Annotated in this window: 14 protein-coding genes; 3 read left to right on the top strand and 11 right to left on the bottom strand. The window is 39.2% G+C overall.

Annotation, left to right across the window (positions count from 1 at the left end; translation table 11 throughout):
• Positions 1 to 56: 56 nt before the first annotated feature.
• The 3 genes from lpxK to DB42_RS04030 form a co-directional block, all read right to left on the bottom strand.
• On the bottom strand, positions 57 to 1,169 hold the full coding sequence (gene lpxK / locus DB42_RS04040; protein ID WP_042243774.1) for a tetraacyldisaccharide 4'-kinase: 1,113 nt from the start codon (positions 1,167 to 1,169) through the stop codon (positions 57 to 59).
• A 45-nt stretch (positions 1,170 to 1,214) separates the two neighbouring features.
• The gene (locus DB42_RS04035) at positions 1,215 to 1,814 is read right to left on the bottom strand and encodes an SIS domain-containing protein (protein WP_042243771.1); all 600 of its coding nucleotides are present in this window, start codon (positions 1,812 to 1,814) and stop codon (positions 1,215 to 1,217) included.
• Positions 1,815 to 2,559: 745 nt separating this feature from the next.
• Positions 2,560 to 3,309 carry a hypothetical protein gene (locus DB42_RS04030; RefSeq protein WP_044881847.1) on the bottom strand — a complete coding sequence of 250 codons (750 nt, stop codon included), beginning with the start codon at positions 3,307 to 3,309 and terminating at the stop codon, positions 2,560 to 2,562.
• Positions 3,310 to 3,803: 494 nt separating this feature from the next.
• Here DB42_RS04030 and DB42_RS04025 point away from each other — a divergent pair, with 494 nt between their 5' ends.
• On the top strand, positions 3,804 to 5,030 hold the full coding sequence (locus DB42_RS04025) for a hypothetical protein (RefSeq protein ID WP_044881846.1): 1,227 nt from the start codon (positions 3,804 to 3,806) through the stop codon (positions 5,028 to 5,030).
• A 94-nt stretch (positions 5,031 to 5,124) separates the two neighbouring features.
• On the opposite strand, the gene DB42_RS04020 is transcribed toward DB42_RS04025, so the two are convergent.
• From DB42_RS04020 to nrdR, 7 genes are all read right to left on the bottom strand, one after another.
• Positions 5,125 to 5,784 carry an RluA family pseudouridine synthase gene (locus tag DB42_RS04020; protein ID WP_044881845.1) on the bottom strand — a complete coding sequence of 220 codons (660 nt, stop codon included), beginning with the start codon at positions 5,782 to 5,784 and terminating at the stop codon, positions 5,125 to 5,127.
• A 5-nt stretch (positions 5,785 to 5,789) separates the two neighbouring features.
• Positions 5,790 to 6,614 carry an RNA methyltransferase gene (locus tag DB42_RS04015; protein WP_044881844.1) on the bottom strand — a complete coding sequence of 275 codons (825 nt, stop codon included), beginning with the start codon at positions 6,612 to 6,614 and terminating at the stop codon, positions 5,790 to 5,792.
• Positions 6,604 to 7,440, bottom strand: coding sequence for a class I SAM-dependent methyltransferase (locus DB42_RS04010; protein ID WP_130589464.1), 837 nt, complete (start codon positions 7,438 to 7,440; stop codon positions 6,604 to 6,606). Before DB42_RS04010 ends, DB42_RS04015 begins: the two co-directional genes overlap by 11 nt.
• Before the next feature lie 202 nt (positions 7,441 to 7,642).
• Positions 7,643 to 8,353, bottom strand: a complete 711-nt coding sequence (locus DB42_RS04005) for a hypothetical protein (protein ID WP_044881843.1) — start codon at positions 8,351 to 8,353, stop codon at positions 7,643 to 7,645.
• 9 nt (positions 8,354 to 8,362) lie between these two features.
• Entirely contained in the window at positions 8,363 to 8,890 is a 528-nt protein-coding gene (lspA, locus tag DB42_RS04000; RefSeq protein WP_052435967.1) for a signal peptidase II, read from the bottom strand.
• A 2-nt stretch (positions 8,891 to 8,892) separates the two neighbouring features.
• Positions 8,893 to 9,258 (bottom strand): TraR/DksA family transcriptional regulator, encoded by a 366-nt coding sequence (locus tag DB42_RS03995; RefSeq protein WP_044881842.1) that lies wholly within the window; start codon positions 9,256 to 9,258, stop codon positions 8,893 to 8,895.
• A 27-nt stretch (positions 9,259 to 9,285) separates the two neighbouring features.
• Entirely contained in the window at positions 9,286 to 9,801 is a 516-nt protein-coding gene (gene nrdR, locus DB42_RS03990) for a transcriptional regulator NrdR (RefSeq protein WP_044881841.1), read from the bottom strand.
• A 1,480-nt stretch (positions 9,802 to 11,281) separates the two neighbouring features.
• Between nrdR and DB42_RS10340 the strand changes: the two genes are divergently transcribed.
• Positions 11,282 to 12,799 (top strand): KGG domain-containing protein, encoded by a 1,518-nt coding sequence (locus DB42_RS10340; protein WP_052435966.1) that lies wholly within the window; start codon positions 11,282 to 11,284, stop codon positions 12,797 to 12,799.
• Positions 12,800 to 12,865: 66 nt separating this feature from the next.
• On the opposite strand, the gene DB42_RS03975 is transcribed toward DB42_RS10340, so the two are convergent.
• Complete coding sequence (locus DB42_RS03975; protein WP_042243741.1) at positions 12,866 to 13,885, bottom strand: LOG family protein; 1,020 nt, start codon at positions 13,883 to 13,885, stop codon at positions 12,866 to 12,868.
• A 326-nt stretch (positions 13,886 to 14,211) separates the two neighbouring features.
• Between DB42_RS03975 and DB42_RS03970 the strand changes: the two genes are divergently transcribed.
• A complete protein-coding gene (locus DB42_RS03970) occupies positions 14,212 to 14,655 on the top strand; it encodes an SAM-dependent methyltransferase (RefSeq protein ID WP_238578987.1) in 444 nt (147 codons plus the stop codon).
• Positions 14,656 to 14,747: the final 92 nt, after the last annotated feature.

Genomic DNA, 14,747 nt, shown 5'->3' with positions numbered 1-14,747 from the left:
CTAGGATTTAATAGACTTCCACTAAGCTAGAGTTTAGGAAAGCTAAAGATTCTAATTTATATCCTGCGCTTAATGTAGTGTTTGGTTTTTTCTATGAAACCCTCCCAATGAATCTTTCCTTCAACAATTTTCAAATTCATCTTTAACCAACCGATTGGCTGGCCAGAGAGAGCTAATTCATCAAGTTTTACCCTATCTTTTTCCGTGCATAAGATCCACTCAGCTCCCTTTGCCTTAGCTCTTTCACAAAATTGGATTAAACTTTCTGTAGTAAAAGTTAAATGATCTAACATGAATTCGGTATCCACCGGCTCTGCCCCTAATTGTTTCACAGTTTGATAAAAATAATCAGGATGAGCGATTGCGCAAAAGATTCCTACTTTTTTTCCTACTAACTCCGCTAAGGGCTGTCCCTGTAAATCCAATACCTCTGCCACTTCCATTTTTGTGGCTATCAGCGGAGCTTCTGAAAACTTGCGAATCTCTTTTGTTATTGACTGAAACTGCTCTTTATCTTGTATATGATTAAGGACAATCAAATCTGCACGAGAAAGAGAAGAAACAGCTTCCCGCAGAAAGCCACGTGGTAGAAAGTACCCCTGGCCAAAGGGGTCTAAAGCATTAACAACCACAATCTCATAATCGCGAGCTAATTTACGATGCTGCATCCCATCATCTAGTAAAATTAGCTGGGCTCCTGCCCTAACCGCCATCTTGGAAGATTGCTGGCGGTTTTTACCTACAATGATATGAGCTTTTGGTAAATTCTGTGCTAAAAGGTAAGGTTCATCCCCACAATAAGCTGCAGGATGTACAGGTCCGTTGCCATAGCTTAAAATCACCGGTAAAGGAAGATGCTCGGCTTTAGAACGATAACCTCGCGATAAAATAGCAAGAGTAAAGTCATTGGAAAAAGCTTGTGCCACCATCAAGGTAACAGGAGTCTTGCCAGTACCTCCAACCACAATATTGCCAATGCTAATCACCACGGGCACAGGTGCATGATACTGCTTACAACAACCTTGATCAAACGCCCAATTGCGGCCAGCTATAATCAGTTGATAAATCCAGCTAAGAAATCTAAGTAAAGTTTTGGCTATATGAGCCAAAGCCCCTTGCTTTTTACCTTGAATAAGATCAACCAAATAAAGTTCTAGCTTTTTTAACATACAAGTTTAAGTCATAGATTACAGGGTTATGAAGAGCCAAAACTTTTATTTACCTAAAGCGGATGCTGAAGAATAAAAAAGCCTATTTTCTACCAGTTCAATGATGATATGGATAGCAGCCATGTGTGCCTCTTGAATTCTATCAGAGGTTTCAAATCCATCAATAACTATTTCTAAATCTGCCATGCCTTTTAGCCGCCCACCGGTCTTTCCTAAGAATGCGATTATTTGCATTTGATAAAGACGAGCAGCTTCAAAAGCTTTAACAATATTCAAAGAATTTCCACTAGTGGTCAAGCCAACAAAGATATCGCCAGGCTTTCCCAACGCCTCTATCCCTCGAGAAAAAATATTTTCATAGCCTAAATCATTCCCCACGCAAGTAAGATGACCAGGTTCTGACAAAACAAGAGCGGGCAAAGCAGGTCGTGTCTGCCGAAAAACTCCTGTAAGCTCCTCTGCAAAGTGTGCGGCATCACATAAACTACCACCATTGCCGGCAATAATCAATTTATTTCCCCGACTAAAGCACTCTGCAATCAAAGAAGCTGCCTGCTGCAGGAAAGCTTGATTATGGGGCAATAAGAGCTTTTCAACGGCTTGGATGCTTTGCCGAATGGCCGTAAGGACCTTAGAATTAGACATTATTATTCTCAATTTTTAATAACATTCTTTAAATGCTAGCAAGCTTGCCTATTTCAAATCAAGAAAGGAAAAAGCAACGCTGTAATTCTTGCAAATAAGAATTTTAATATTATAAGGTAAACAATCTGCAGAAAGTTTTTTTATAAGTAAAAGTTTTCCCCGCGCTTTTGCTACAGGGTGTTTTCTATATCACATAAGTCCTATGAGATCAGAGGGTTAGATTTCATTTTAAAATTTTTATATCAATAAGTATCAGGGGTTATTAGCCGCGCATATATGCTATCGACAAATTAGGGAACAAGAAATGTGGCAAAAAATTTCGCAAACCGTTTTCTAGACGAGCTAAATTGAGTAAAGAAAAGATTTCACCCCCACCGAAAGAAGATTTTAGGTCCTCCAAGCAAGCCTTGTTATGTTTTTTTAAGATGAGTTTCCTTTGGCCCTTTTAAGATCTTAAGTAGGCCCTTATTTGAAGGCTCAGGATTGAAGAGGAAAATCATTCGGCCAAGTTAACCGCTATTGAACCGTAACAGGATATCAGCAAATAAGGTCAACTTTGTCTTAAAAAAAACCTTTGAGTGTGTATACCCGCTCCTTTAAAACCTGCCGCTCTACTTACAAAATGACTTTATAAAGTAGGGGGTTACATAAGAAGCAGCTTAAAAAACATATCAATGACGCTTCTTAGTCCTAAGGATTACACATTTATTAGCACTAGTTAGAATAAAATTCTCATCGAGTAGCTTTAACAATTGCAATAACCACATTGATGACAATATCCACAAGGCGTTTCCTCTTCAAAGTTTGAAAGGATTCCCGAACTTTCTTTGCTCAAAATCGTAGATATAATATCCATAATTAGGCAAATTAAACCTCCAAGGACAGGAATACTTTCAAAAGCTCCTCTTGCCATCCATTTAAAGCTTCGGGCGGTTAGTGAATGTAAGTGTATACTATTAAAAAAACGATACTCTTGAATCCCTTTATAAATTCGAAAAATCCCCATAGCAGTCCCAATGATAGGGACATAGCCTAAAACTTTAGAGGAGCGCGTAGTAGTAAAGCTTATTGTAAGTTTAGCGCCCGAAGGAAAAAACTGGATCAGTTTGTTTAAGGGGTAGCTTTCGGATTTCCAAGCAAACGGACACTCCATTTCTGACGTTAGAGACATTGGTTTTATCTCGGAGAACAGTTGAGATATTTGCTCTGCCTTCAAGAGGGGTTGAGATATTTGCTCTGCCTTCCAGAGGGATTGAGATATTGGCTCTGCCTTCCAAAGGGATTGAGATATTGGCTCTGCCTTCCAGAGGGATTGAGATATTGGCTTTGCCTTTGGTAACAGTCGGGATATTAGCTCTGCATTCGGTAAGCTTTGAGATATCAGTTCTGTTTTCGGAAACGTTTGAAATACTCGGGACGTATTTGATAACGTTTGAACCATTGGCTGTGTCATTGGTAACGTTTGAAATATCGGTTGTGCTGAGAAAATCGACATTTAATCACCTTAGTTAAATTTGTTGAATAACTTATAATTATAACTATCAAAAACAATAAAAACCAGCGATTTAATTTTCCACCCACACAAAATAATTATTAAACTTTCCCAAGGATGTATTAGTGCTAGCACCTGTAATTTATCCTCTTTAGGGACTCTAACGCCAGAATAGGAGAGAGGCTCTCCCCCTCCCGGCCTTCCTCTAAAATTGCTTTTTCTCCATCAATCTCCTTGTAAACCACTAGATTATATGTTGTACAAGGAAATGTCTTTATAAGTTACTGTGAATGAAATCCCATTTAGAGCTTGTCAAGCGTCACTGTTCATGCTAAAAAGGCAATAAATTCATTAAGTTTTGGAAGTAGCTTATTATAAAAGGCGATTCGAAACTAAAAGCCTGCTAAAAAGAAGAAGCTATCCATCCATTTTTTTGAGAATAGATACACAAAAATTAAGTTTATGATAACCTTCGCTTAAATTTATAAAGGTATCCAATGATCGGAATTTTTCTTTCTGCACTCGCCGCCCTCTTCATACTTTTTACTCCTTTTACGCCAGTTAACCTGCCGAATGAAAACTTACTAGGCTGCCTCTTATTGATAATAGGCACGGCTTTCTTTGTCCTCTTTTGTTTAACAATTGCTGGCAGCTTAATACCTCTGCAAAAAGCTGCGCAAAACTCCACGCCCTATTTATTAAGCTTATTTAAAAGAGATAAATATTTATTAGGTATTTATAGCTGGATAGTGCTCTTCGCCCTGCTAAGCTACATGCTTGCCTTAGATACCCTCTGGCTAAATTACCTACAAAAGAGCCACCGATTAGCTCTCTGGGTTTTTAGCATAGGAATCACCCTGGATATTTATTATACGCTTTTAAAAAGACTTATCACTTATTTAAATCCTTTGGATCAGGTGCTTTTATTCACCCAAATAGCCAAAGAGAGCATTCAAAACGATAAAAAATCAGAGCTTTGTGAAGCTGTGGAGGCGCTTACCGAAACAGCTTTAATATCTACTCATCATATGAACCCCACTCTTTGCAACCAAGCTTTACAAGCCATGCCAGACATTATAAGAAACTTCCTATCTTCCTCTAAAAGGATAGCACAGATAGCCGCAGATACGCGGGATAAAAATTCAGATATTCATGATCACACGAGTTATATATTGTATTATATATATGAACGTATCTCACTTATTAATGAAAAAGCCTTAGCAAAAAAGCTTGTGCAAGTGGCTGCTACCCTCGTAGCAGTATGGGGAAAGATAGTCCTTCATTGCGCAAAATTTGATTTAACCTTGGTCAACTATCCTCTCCACCTCCTAAGCTGCCATGCGAAGGCAGCGATCAATCAAGGCTTACCTGATATAGGTGTTAAAGCCAGCTTGACCCTTTTAGAAATAAGTAGAACCATTTTAGAAGAGATTGATTACACCTCTTTAAATTTAAAAGATCCTTTTTTTAGCCTTACCAATGGATTGGAAGAAATTACTCAATCTACTTTCCTTCAAGATAAAAGCATTAACCTGAAGATTCTAATGCAGCCTTTTCAAGATTTGAAAGGTTTATTTAACAATCCTAAACTCGCCGCCCACAGGGATACCTCTCTTATTATAAAGAACATTGACCGCGTGTTAGGAGAATATGAAGCCTTAGAGCTCGTCATGAAAACTATCCCGCCACTTCCAGACCTCCCTGAAGAAAAAAGTAAAATCTAAGATTTTAGGTTTATCTACATGCCCTTCTGCAACTCTTGCCTGCAATCTGTTGCTTTTTTCTTGAAGATAGCTTGCAGCTGATGATGCTGCTTGGTTATAAAAGCTTAAGCATCTCTTCGGGCAAGGTAGCATGCAGGGTAATAGACTTTCCTAAAGTAGGATGAGGAAACATTAACTCCGAATGATGTAAAGCAATACCTGGAGAAAAACAAGGTTTTTGGCTTCCATACTTAGCATCCCCCACAATAGGTTTTCCAATGGCAGCTAACTGAGCACGAATTTGGTGGTAGCGGCCCGTCTCCAAAATAACCTCCACTAAAGAAGTCTGGTTAGCATGCTTAAGAACTTGATAATGTAAGCGGCATAATTTTGCGCCAGGTCTATTGCCTGAAACTACTAGACTTTGATAGGCATCATGCAAAAGGTAATGCTCTAAAGTATCTACCGACTTTTCAGGAAGACCTTCGACGATTGCCAAATATACTTTACGAAATTGTTGCTGGCGTAGCGCAGCATTTAATCGGCTAAGAGCTTTACTAGTGCGTGCAAAAACTACAATGCCGCTTACAGATTTATCTAAACGATGAACCGCTTCTAGAAATATATTGCCCGGCTTATTATAAGTTTTTTTAAGCCAGGCTTTACAAACATCTTCTAAATTTTTTTGCTGAGTGCCACTAGGTTGCGTTAAAATTCCTGCAGGCTTGCAAACGACAAAAAGATGATTATCTTCATAAAGAATTTGGGGGTCCATATGACTTACCCTCGTCGTTGACGTAAAGCTTCATATAAAAGTAAGGTAGTGGCCATAGCCACATTTAGTGAATCGGCTACCCCTAGCATAGGAATTTTTACCTGAATATTAGCCTGCTGCATCCATGCCTCCGATAGCCCCAGCTGCTCGGTGCCAACAGCAATAGCTACCGGTTGCTTTAAGTCTGCTTGCGTATATTCTAACTTAGCGCTAGGAGTAGCAGCAACAATAGAGATGTTATGCTTTTTTAACCAATGAATGGTTTCATGGCCTTTGCTTTCTATCACGGGGACAGTAAACAAAGTCCCTACACTAGCACGAACTACATTAGGATTATAAATATCTGTACATTTATCGCAAACAATCAAGGCATCAAGATGAACAGCATCGGATGAACGTAAAATGGTACCTAGATTGCCAGGTTTTTCAATAGCTTCTGCCACCACTAAAAGAGGAGAATGAGTATTTTTCTTAATTAAGCTTGGTAACTGATCTAGCCCTCGCCGCTGTTGAGCAGCTATAGCAATTAATCCGTCGGGACGATCACGATACGACATTTTTCGAAAAATATTTTCCCGGCAAAGAAAAAGTTGAGCTCCTTTGCTACTTAAAGATTGGATCAAAGGCTTTTCATTTTCCCCTAAGAACAGCTCCTGGCAATAAAAGAGACTATCAATTTTATATCCTGCTTCATAAGCACGTAAAATTTCTCGATATCCCTCTATAATGAATTGCTCGGACTTATCACGTACCCGGCGCTCACGAAGGTCAATCACTTGCTTAACGCGAGAATTTTGTAAGCTGGTTAACGCAATGACTCTACCCTGCATATTGCCACCTTGCAAAAGTTCCACTAGGAATAGGAAAGGTTTCGGTAGAACCTTCTAATAACATTTCTCCTTCATCAATCGTTCCGGAAAGTCCATCTAAGTTTTGATGGAGAAGATGCTTCATCACTAAAGGAGAAAAGCCAGGAGTATGGCAAGAAAACAATATGAATAAAGGTTTGGGGGTCAGCAGCTCTCGACAGCTTCTTAAAAGCTTGTTGATCTCCTCCTCAATTTTAAAAACCTCTCCATTAGCCCCCCTGCCGAAGCTAGGAGGGTCGAGAATGATGGCATCATAGCGAGACCCACGTCTTAATTCCCGCCCCAAAAACTTGAAAACATCATCAATAATCCAACGAATAGGAGCTTTTTCCAGATGATTTAAAGCTGCATTTTCACGGGCCCAGGCTACCATTCCTTTGGAAGCATCTAAATGGCACACTTCTGCTCCAGCTTGTGCGGCTGCAAGAGTTGAACCACCTGAGTAGGCAAATAAATTTAACACACGCTTGCCTTTAATAGGCGTACTTTGAATCCACTTCCAAAAAGCTCTTTGCTCGGGAAAGATGCCTAGATGGCCAAAATCCGTTGGAGAAATTTTGAAGGCTATATCTGCCACTTTGATCTGCCACATATCTGGAAGCTTTTCTTTCCGAAAAGTCCATTTATTTTGTCCTTCTCGAGAAAAAAAAGCATGAGCATGATCCCAGCTTTCTTGAGAAAGGCGTGGCTCCCATACTGCTTGTGAGCATGGTCGTGATATTGTATAAGGACCAAATTGTTCTAATTTGTAACCGTTTCCACTATCTATTAAAGAATAAGTATGCATGCAATTTTTCATGGTTTCTAATATACACTACCAAGCAATAAATTATCTATAGTGGCCTCTACTTTCTATCTGCTTAAAAAGCTTCTTTTTCATTAATTTTTAGCTCCTCTGCCAGCTTATGAAAGCTTATTTTAAGCTGTGGCTATTTAGCAAAAGATCTTCTTATGCTAGCCTTTTAAAAAGTGGCTTTTATGGAGCTTTTCTATTCAGGGATTGAAGATTTCGTCGAGTGAGGAATTTGGACTTGCAAACCTCTATTTTCTAGCTGCGGATGTTGATTGATCCAAGAAAAACACTTTTTTCCTAAGCGCATAGGCACATTTATCAATTTATTTTTAATTAAGAAAGGGGTGGGTACAGTATATTTTCTTTGCCATTGTTGAATCAATCGAAACAAAGCCGTATTCGCATAAGCTTCTCCTACTTTATACACGGCATGGGTTTGAGGATCTTGATAAAGTTGGGGATATGAAAACTGCAGCCCCCACGAGACGGGATCTTTTCCTAACACCATCGAACGAAATTTGTTGTCAGCTACCGAATAATCGAGAGTGTGCAGCTGCAGCTGCACGACCGGTTTTGCAATGCGTATGAGTTGGCGATCGTTGCCTATTGACAAAGCATATAAATGATCTGCAGAAAAAGTCAGCACAGAAGTAAAGAATGTACGAAAATATTCCATTTCATAAGTTCGTCTACTTTTTAGTGATTGAATGTATTGAGTATAATTAGCTAGAAAAACTTCATGAGAAATTTGTCCTTCTCCGCTTTTTTCTACCTTTCCTATGGAAAAAATTTTAAAATCTCCTAGGGCTTGAAAAAGAGTCTGTATTTCATCTTCATCAATCAACATAGCTAACGAAAGCCATTTGGAGGCTTGATAAGGAACAGGACTAGATTTTACATTTAGCATAGTAGCAGGTTATATGGTGGACTTTTCTTTTTCAAAAAGGGAGCTAATTAATAGCCAGGCTACTCCCACTGTAATACAAGAGTCGGCTACATTAAAGACAGGAAAATCATACCCCCATAAAACAAAATGAAACATATCTATTACATGCCCATAGACAAAGGTATCGATAATATTTCCTGCCGCCCCTACGATAATTAGTAGAAGAGGCAGCCGCCAGCTTTTATTTCGATTATAAAAAAGAAAATAACCTATCAATCCCCCCATCATGAAGAGGCGCAAGACTAGCAAAAAGTCCTTTAACTCAGCAAACATTCCCCATGCAGCCCCATGATTAATGGCATGAGTGATAGAAAATTCCACTCCCAGAAAGTTTTTAAACAGTCCAATTCCTCCATAAGGATACCATAGGAACAAATGATTGGAAATAGGTAGGTAATAATAAGTAAGGTATTTTGTAACGATGTCTACCATTAAAGCGCTACATCCAATGAAAGCTAGCATCTGCCATGATAAACAAATGGTAAAATACTTAATCATGATCAAATTAAACCTTTCTCCAACTGCTCCTGGGCTTTTACAGTCATAGTAGCATAAGGAACTGCTTCCAAGCGAGCTAGCGGGATATCTTCACCGGTAAGATCGCAAATCCCATAAGTATTTTCATCAATTTTCTCCAATGCTCTTTCGATCTGTCGAAGAATATGATATTCACGGCTAGTCACCTCAAGGCTAATGGTTCTATCAAAATCATCCGTGCCTTGATCTGCTTGATGCTGAGAATAACCTGTAGCTTCATCAGGAGTTTTAACTTCAGCAGTCGAACCTTTCAAAATATGGGTTAGCTGGGCGCGCATTTCTTCTAGCTTCTTTTTAAATTGGGCAACCTCATTTTTCTTTAATCCCATGGGGACCTCCTATTAAAATATAACTTTTTAATTTTTTAGACTTTCCGCTAAAGGCTTTTCCGTCGAACAAGCCTGGGAACTTTTATTTAAACTTTCTTTAGGTTGAATGGTTTTAATTGCTTGCATAAGTTCTTCAATATCTTTAAATCGCTTATACACGCAAGCAAACCGAATATAAGCAATCTCATCTAATGCTTGTAAATGCTTCATGGCTATTTCGCCAAGTTCCTTAGTACTGACCACATGAACTTGGCGTTGTGAGAGCTCCTCACTAATTTCAGCAGCCAAAGCAATGACATGGTCATGACTAATAGTTGTATGACGGCATGCCGCCTCTAAACCATTCACCAGTTTTTGCTGTTGAAAATCTTCATAATGTCCATCACGTTTATGCACTTGTACCGTAAGTTCTACTGTCTCAAAAGTAGTAAACCTTCTTAAGCATCCTAAGCATTCTCTTCTACGTCGAATAGCATTTAGTTCAGCAGCATCGCGCGAATCGATAACCTTAAGCTCACGATGATGGCAAAAAGGACATTTCATTAAACACTCTTTTGTTACAGTTGTGCGTTCATATACATGATTTTTAACTCACATTGCAAGTATAAAATAATATACTTTGAAGCAAATTTTAATCTGTATTTATCGACGTTTTAAGGATCCATAAAAAACACCCATTTTACTCAACTTTTAGAGTATAAGTATACATTTTTATTCAATCCTTCCTTACATTTATTTCATTCCCTTTTTCTATCTCTCAAATGCCCTACATTTATCTTTTAACTTTCTAATGAAAGAATTAAGAAACTACCCTTCAAAAATTTTAAAAATAAATTATATCTTTAAAGTTTTGAGAAGGGATTATCTTTTAGGATAGCTTAAGCCAAGTAGCTTTCTTGGCAAAAGTCTTCCCTAGCATTTTGCTCTTCTAATTATCTTTACTCGATAAATATTAAGATAAAAGGAGGGTCTGTAAGGAGAAAAACTTATAAGGTCGAAAAAGATTCAATTACAGCCTCGACTTAAAAAAAAGGCCTCCTTCTAAACCCTTAATTTATAATCAAAGGCCAGCAGCCAAGCAAACAAGAGCATTTAAGACAAAAGACTCTATAGCTACATGGCTCCTCAGGCTATCTGAAAGCCTGTTGCTTATTAGGCTATTACTTTTCCAAGCTGTTCCTCCATTTGTTGGGCATCTCTTTCAATGCTTCTTAAAAGATTAGCTTAAAAAAATATAGCAAATTGGAATGTGATCGCATTAAGTGAGAATGGCCGCCAATTTCGCTTTTGCATTTTTTATCAAAAACTAGAAAACCTGATAATAAACATGGAAGAGTATCGCTAAGCTTATAGGAAGCTATCCATTCTTCTTTAACTTTCTTTGGCTTTTTGTGCAAACTAAAGTTTGATCTTTAGGAGCAACCAAACGCTCCCCTGTAAGCCAGGAAGAGAAATGGATATCTCCGTAATCTTATAACCTGTTAAAGGAGGGATCTACAAAGCTAGGGAAGCCAGTTTAAGAGAGCATAAAAATTAATTTAACCTCTTCTTTTTTTTATTTATAAATGGCTTATGAAGCTAATGAGAAAAGGCTACAGGCTCAAAAGTATAATATTTAAAGATGTTTAATCCATGCTTATCATATTTTTTGGCTCTAGGCTCGCTTAAAAAGCAGGCTTATATGCATATTTAAACGAGCAAATTTAAATGTCTGTAAAAAAAATTACTTTTTTTGTTTAAGCTTAAGTTGTTGATTTTAAAGCATTAACGCTTTAACTTTTTTCTTTTTTTGGCTTTTTGCTATATAAAGATGAAATTCCTGCTTGTCAGCAAATCCTTATCTTTTCATAATTCAAGTCATAAGGTGATACTACAAACTCTATTCTATCGTAGTGAATATGAGAACTGAAAATTACACCTGAAATTATCGCAATACGAACTTTCAAACTAGCAAGCTAGCAAGCGCCTAATATCTCTTATCACCTGTCAGTGTCCTTTTACTAACATTTGAAGGAGGTTATTTATGCCTACTAGAAAATCGTCTGGAGCAACTCGCCAAGAAGCAGGCCAAAAAGGAGCTGAAGCTCGTTCAGGTAGAAGTTCTTCTGATCGTGGTGGACGCGGTGGCCGTGGACATCAAGAGCCTATGAGCCGCCAAGAAGCAGGCCAAAGAGGCGGAAGAGCTGTCTCGGAAAAATATGGGCCAGAATTTTACCAAGAAATTGGACATAAAGGTGGCCAAGCTGTGGCTTCCAAATATGGTCCTGACTTTTATCGCGACATTGGCCACAGAGGAGGAGAAAAGGTAGCTTCCGAACGTGGACATGAATACTATCAAGATATTGGTCATCGAGGCGGACAAAGAGTCGCCGAAGAGTATGGTCCTGACTTTTATCGCGACATTGGCCGAAAAGGTGGCCGTGCCGTCGCTTCTAAATATGGTCCTGACTTCTATCGTGAAATTGGCCACAAAGGAGGAGAAAAAGTAGCTTCCGAACGTGGACATGAGTTCTATCAAGACATTGGTCATAAAGGCGGACAAAGGGTGGCTGAAGAGTATGGCCCTGACTTTTATCGCGAAATTGGCCGAAAAGGCGGTCGTGCCGTCGCTTCTAAATATGGTCCTGACTTCTATCGTGAAATTGGCCACAAAGGAGGAGAAAAAGTAGCCTCCGAACGTGGACATGAGTTCTATCAAGACATTGGTCATAAAGGTGGACAAAGGGTCGCCGAAGAGTATGGCCCTGACTTTTATCGCGAAATTGGCCGAAAAGGTGGTCGTGCCGTCTCTTCTAAATATGGCCCTGACTTTTATCGTGAAATTGGCCACAAAGGGGGAGAAAAAGTAGCCTCCGAACGTGGACCTGAGTTCTATCATGATATTGGTCATAAAGGCGGACAAAGGGTCGCCGAAGAGTATGGTCCTGACTTTTATCGCGAAATTGGCCGAAAAGGTGGCCGTGCCGTCTCTTCTAAATATGGTCCTGAATATTACCGTGAAATAGGCAGCAAAGGAGGCCATGCACGCGGGGGCTATGAGGAAGGTCATGAATCTGATGAAGATTATGAAGAGGAGGATGAAGGCTATAGAGGCCACCGAGGTGAAAGCCATGGCCGCTATCAAAGAGCTGGCTATCACAGCGAGGAGCCTCATTACGGCCATGAATCCGATGAGGATTATGAAGACGAAGATGAAGGCTATAGAAGCCATGGTGGCTACCAAAGTGGCCGTCACGGCGAGGAATCTCATCAAGGCTATGAATCCGATGAGGATTATGAAGATGAAGATGAAGGCCATAGAAGCCAAAGGGGTGCAAGCCATGGCTATAGCCAAAGAAGCCAGCACCAAGGTGCGGAAGCGCATCACGACGAAAGTGATGAAGAAGAAGGCGATGAAGAGTATAGCCACCAAGGTAGTGGCAAGATGAGCCGCCAGGAAGCTGGTCGTAAAGGCGGCCTAGCTACAGCCTCTCATCGTTCTCGCGAAGAGTATAGGGAAATGGGCCGTAAAGGCGGCCTAGCTCGCCGAGAAAATAGATAATAAAATTATTTACTTTCTCAAACAGCAGAAGAAGGGGTTGTTAAAAACAACCCCTTCTCTTTTTCTTTAAAAAAGATTGAGTGTATCAATCATTGCTCGCAAGATTCCAAAATCACGATGGGTATGCTGAAAAACCAGACGTGGTAAATTTAAATGGTCGATTTCCTGGGGTAATGGTCCGCTTTTCTCTATCTTTCCTTCAACCACCAGAAGTTGATAATGCTTATTTAGATACTCTACTTCTCGATCTGTTAGCTCCCTATTTAGACGGATGACAAGCTGTGAACCTACATAGCGACTAGAATGATAATGACGGTAAAACTGTTGGACATGTAAAACGGCATCTTCAACCGAGCGAGCAATGTAAAAAAGATTAAGATCCTCAGGACTAATCCAGCCATTAGCTAACAAATGCTCATCGATATTCATTTTCCAATGAGGCCAATAGACTCCATTTTTACTTTCAACTAGGACTAAAGGCATTAAATTTGCTTTTCCTGTTTGCATAAGAGTTAGCAATTCAAACAATTCGTCCATCGTCCCAAATCCCCCAGGAAAAACAGCTACTGCATCTGAATGGGTTAAGAACATTAACTTGCGTATGAAGAAATAACGAAAAACAATTAATTTAGGGTCGCCTGCAATAACTGTATTAGTGGGTGCCTCAAAAGGCAAACGAATAGAAAGGCCAAAGCTTGATTTTTTCTGAGAACCTTCTAAGCCTGCTTTCATAATTCCATCAGCTCCTCCTGTAATGCACATCCAGCCTAGTTCTGCAATTTGAGTGCTAAAGCTTTTGGCTGCAAAGTAATCAGGATGATTTTCGGGGGTGCGTGCTGATCCAAAAATACTGATACAACGCGACTGCTTAAATTTACTAAAGATGCGATAAGCATGCCGCATCTCCTTTAAGGAGCGATTAATAAGTTTTAATTGTCCGGTATCATTATTCTCGATAAGCAACTTAAGGCTCGTTTCAATCATCTGCGTGACTAGCTCTGCTTCGAACGTATCAGAAGGTTTTCCACACATTTCTATAAGATTTTTAATCGCCAGCTGAGCCTTCTCATCCTTAAGCTCTACCATAAACCTAACTCCTTTTTTTTCAGTGGCAAACCTATTCTTTTTTTAAGCAGAAAGCCCCTCAATTATCAAGCTAATAACCGCAAAAGAAAATAGCCATGCATAGCAAAATAAGCATTTATGAATCTACAGCAAATATAGCAATCTGCTAAAGAAGCAGGAAAAATATTTGTCTATTTTATAGCTAGCTGCTTGCTTTTTTCTTCCCTACTTATGCACTATAGATGATTAAACACTCGATAAAATGTTTTATGATTTTCTTATTACCTTTGCTACTCCTTCTTTTCATTTTAATTATTGTCTGGTCAATAAAAAATGGTATCGGTCCTATGCCTACTTCCCCTGCTGTAAAACAGATCTTAATGGACAAGCTGCCATTGCAGGAAAAAGGTCTTATTTATGAGCTAGGCGCAGGATGGGGAACTCTAGCATTCTTGCTTGCTCACAAATATCCTCAATGTACGATTCTAGCTTACGAAAGCTCTCCTATCCCTTATTTTTTTTGCCGCATACGCCATTTCTTTTCGCGTTCACCTCATTTGCATCTTCAGTACCATGATTTTTTTAAAGCTAACCTTACAGACGCCAAGATGATTATCTGCTATCTCTATCCTTTAGCCATGCAGAAATTAAAAAAGAAATTTGAGGAAGAATTACCTAAAGGGGCATGGGTAGTCACCCATACCTTCGCTGTTCCTTCTTGGAAAGCTGAGCAAATTATAGAAGTTCCCGACCTTTATTCCACTAAAATCTATATTTATAGATACACCTGATTCATTTTACTCCCTTCTACAACCTAGTAAACAAACTTTTTAGAGCGCTCTGAGGATAAATTTTAGGTAAACTTCAGCTTACCTTAAATAAA

Source organism: Neochlamydia sp. EPS4, from assembly GCF_000813665.1.
Classification (GTDB): Bacteria; Chlamydiota; Chlamydiia; order Chlamydiales; family Parachlamydiaceae; genus Neochlamydia.
Note: the sequence above shows the minus strand (reverse complement) of the source record. Positions and strands in the feature narration are given on the sequence as shown.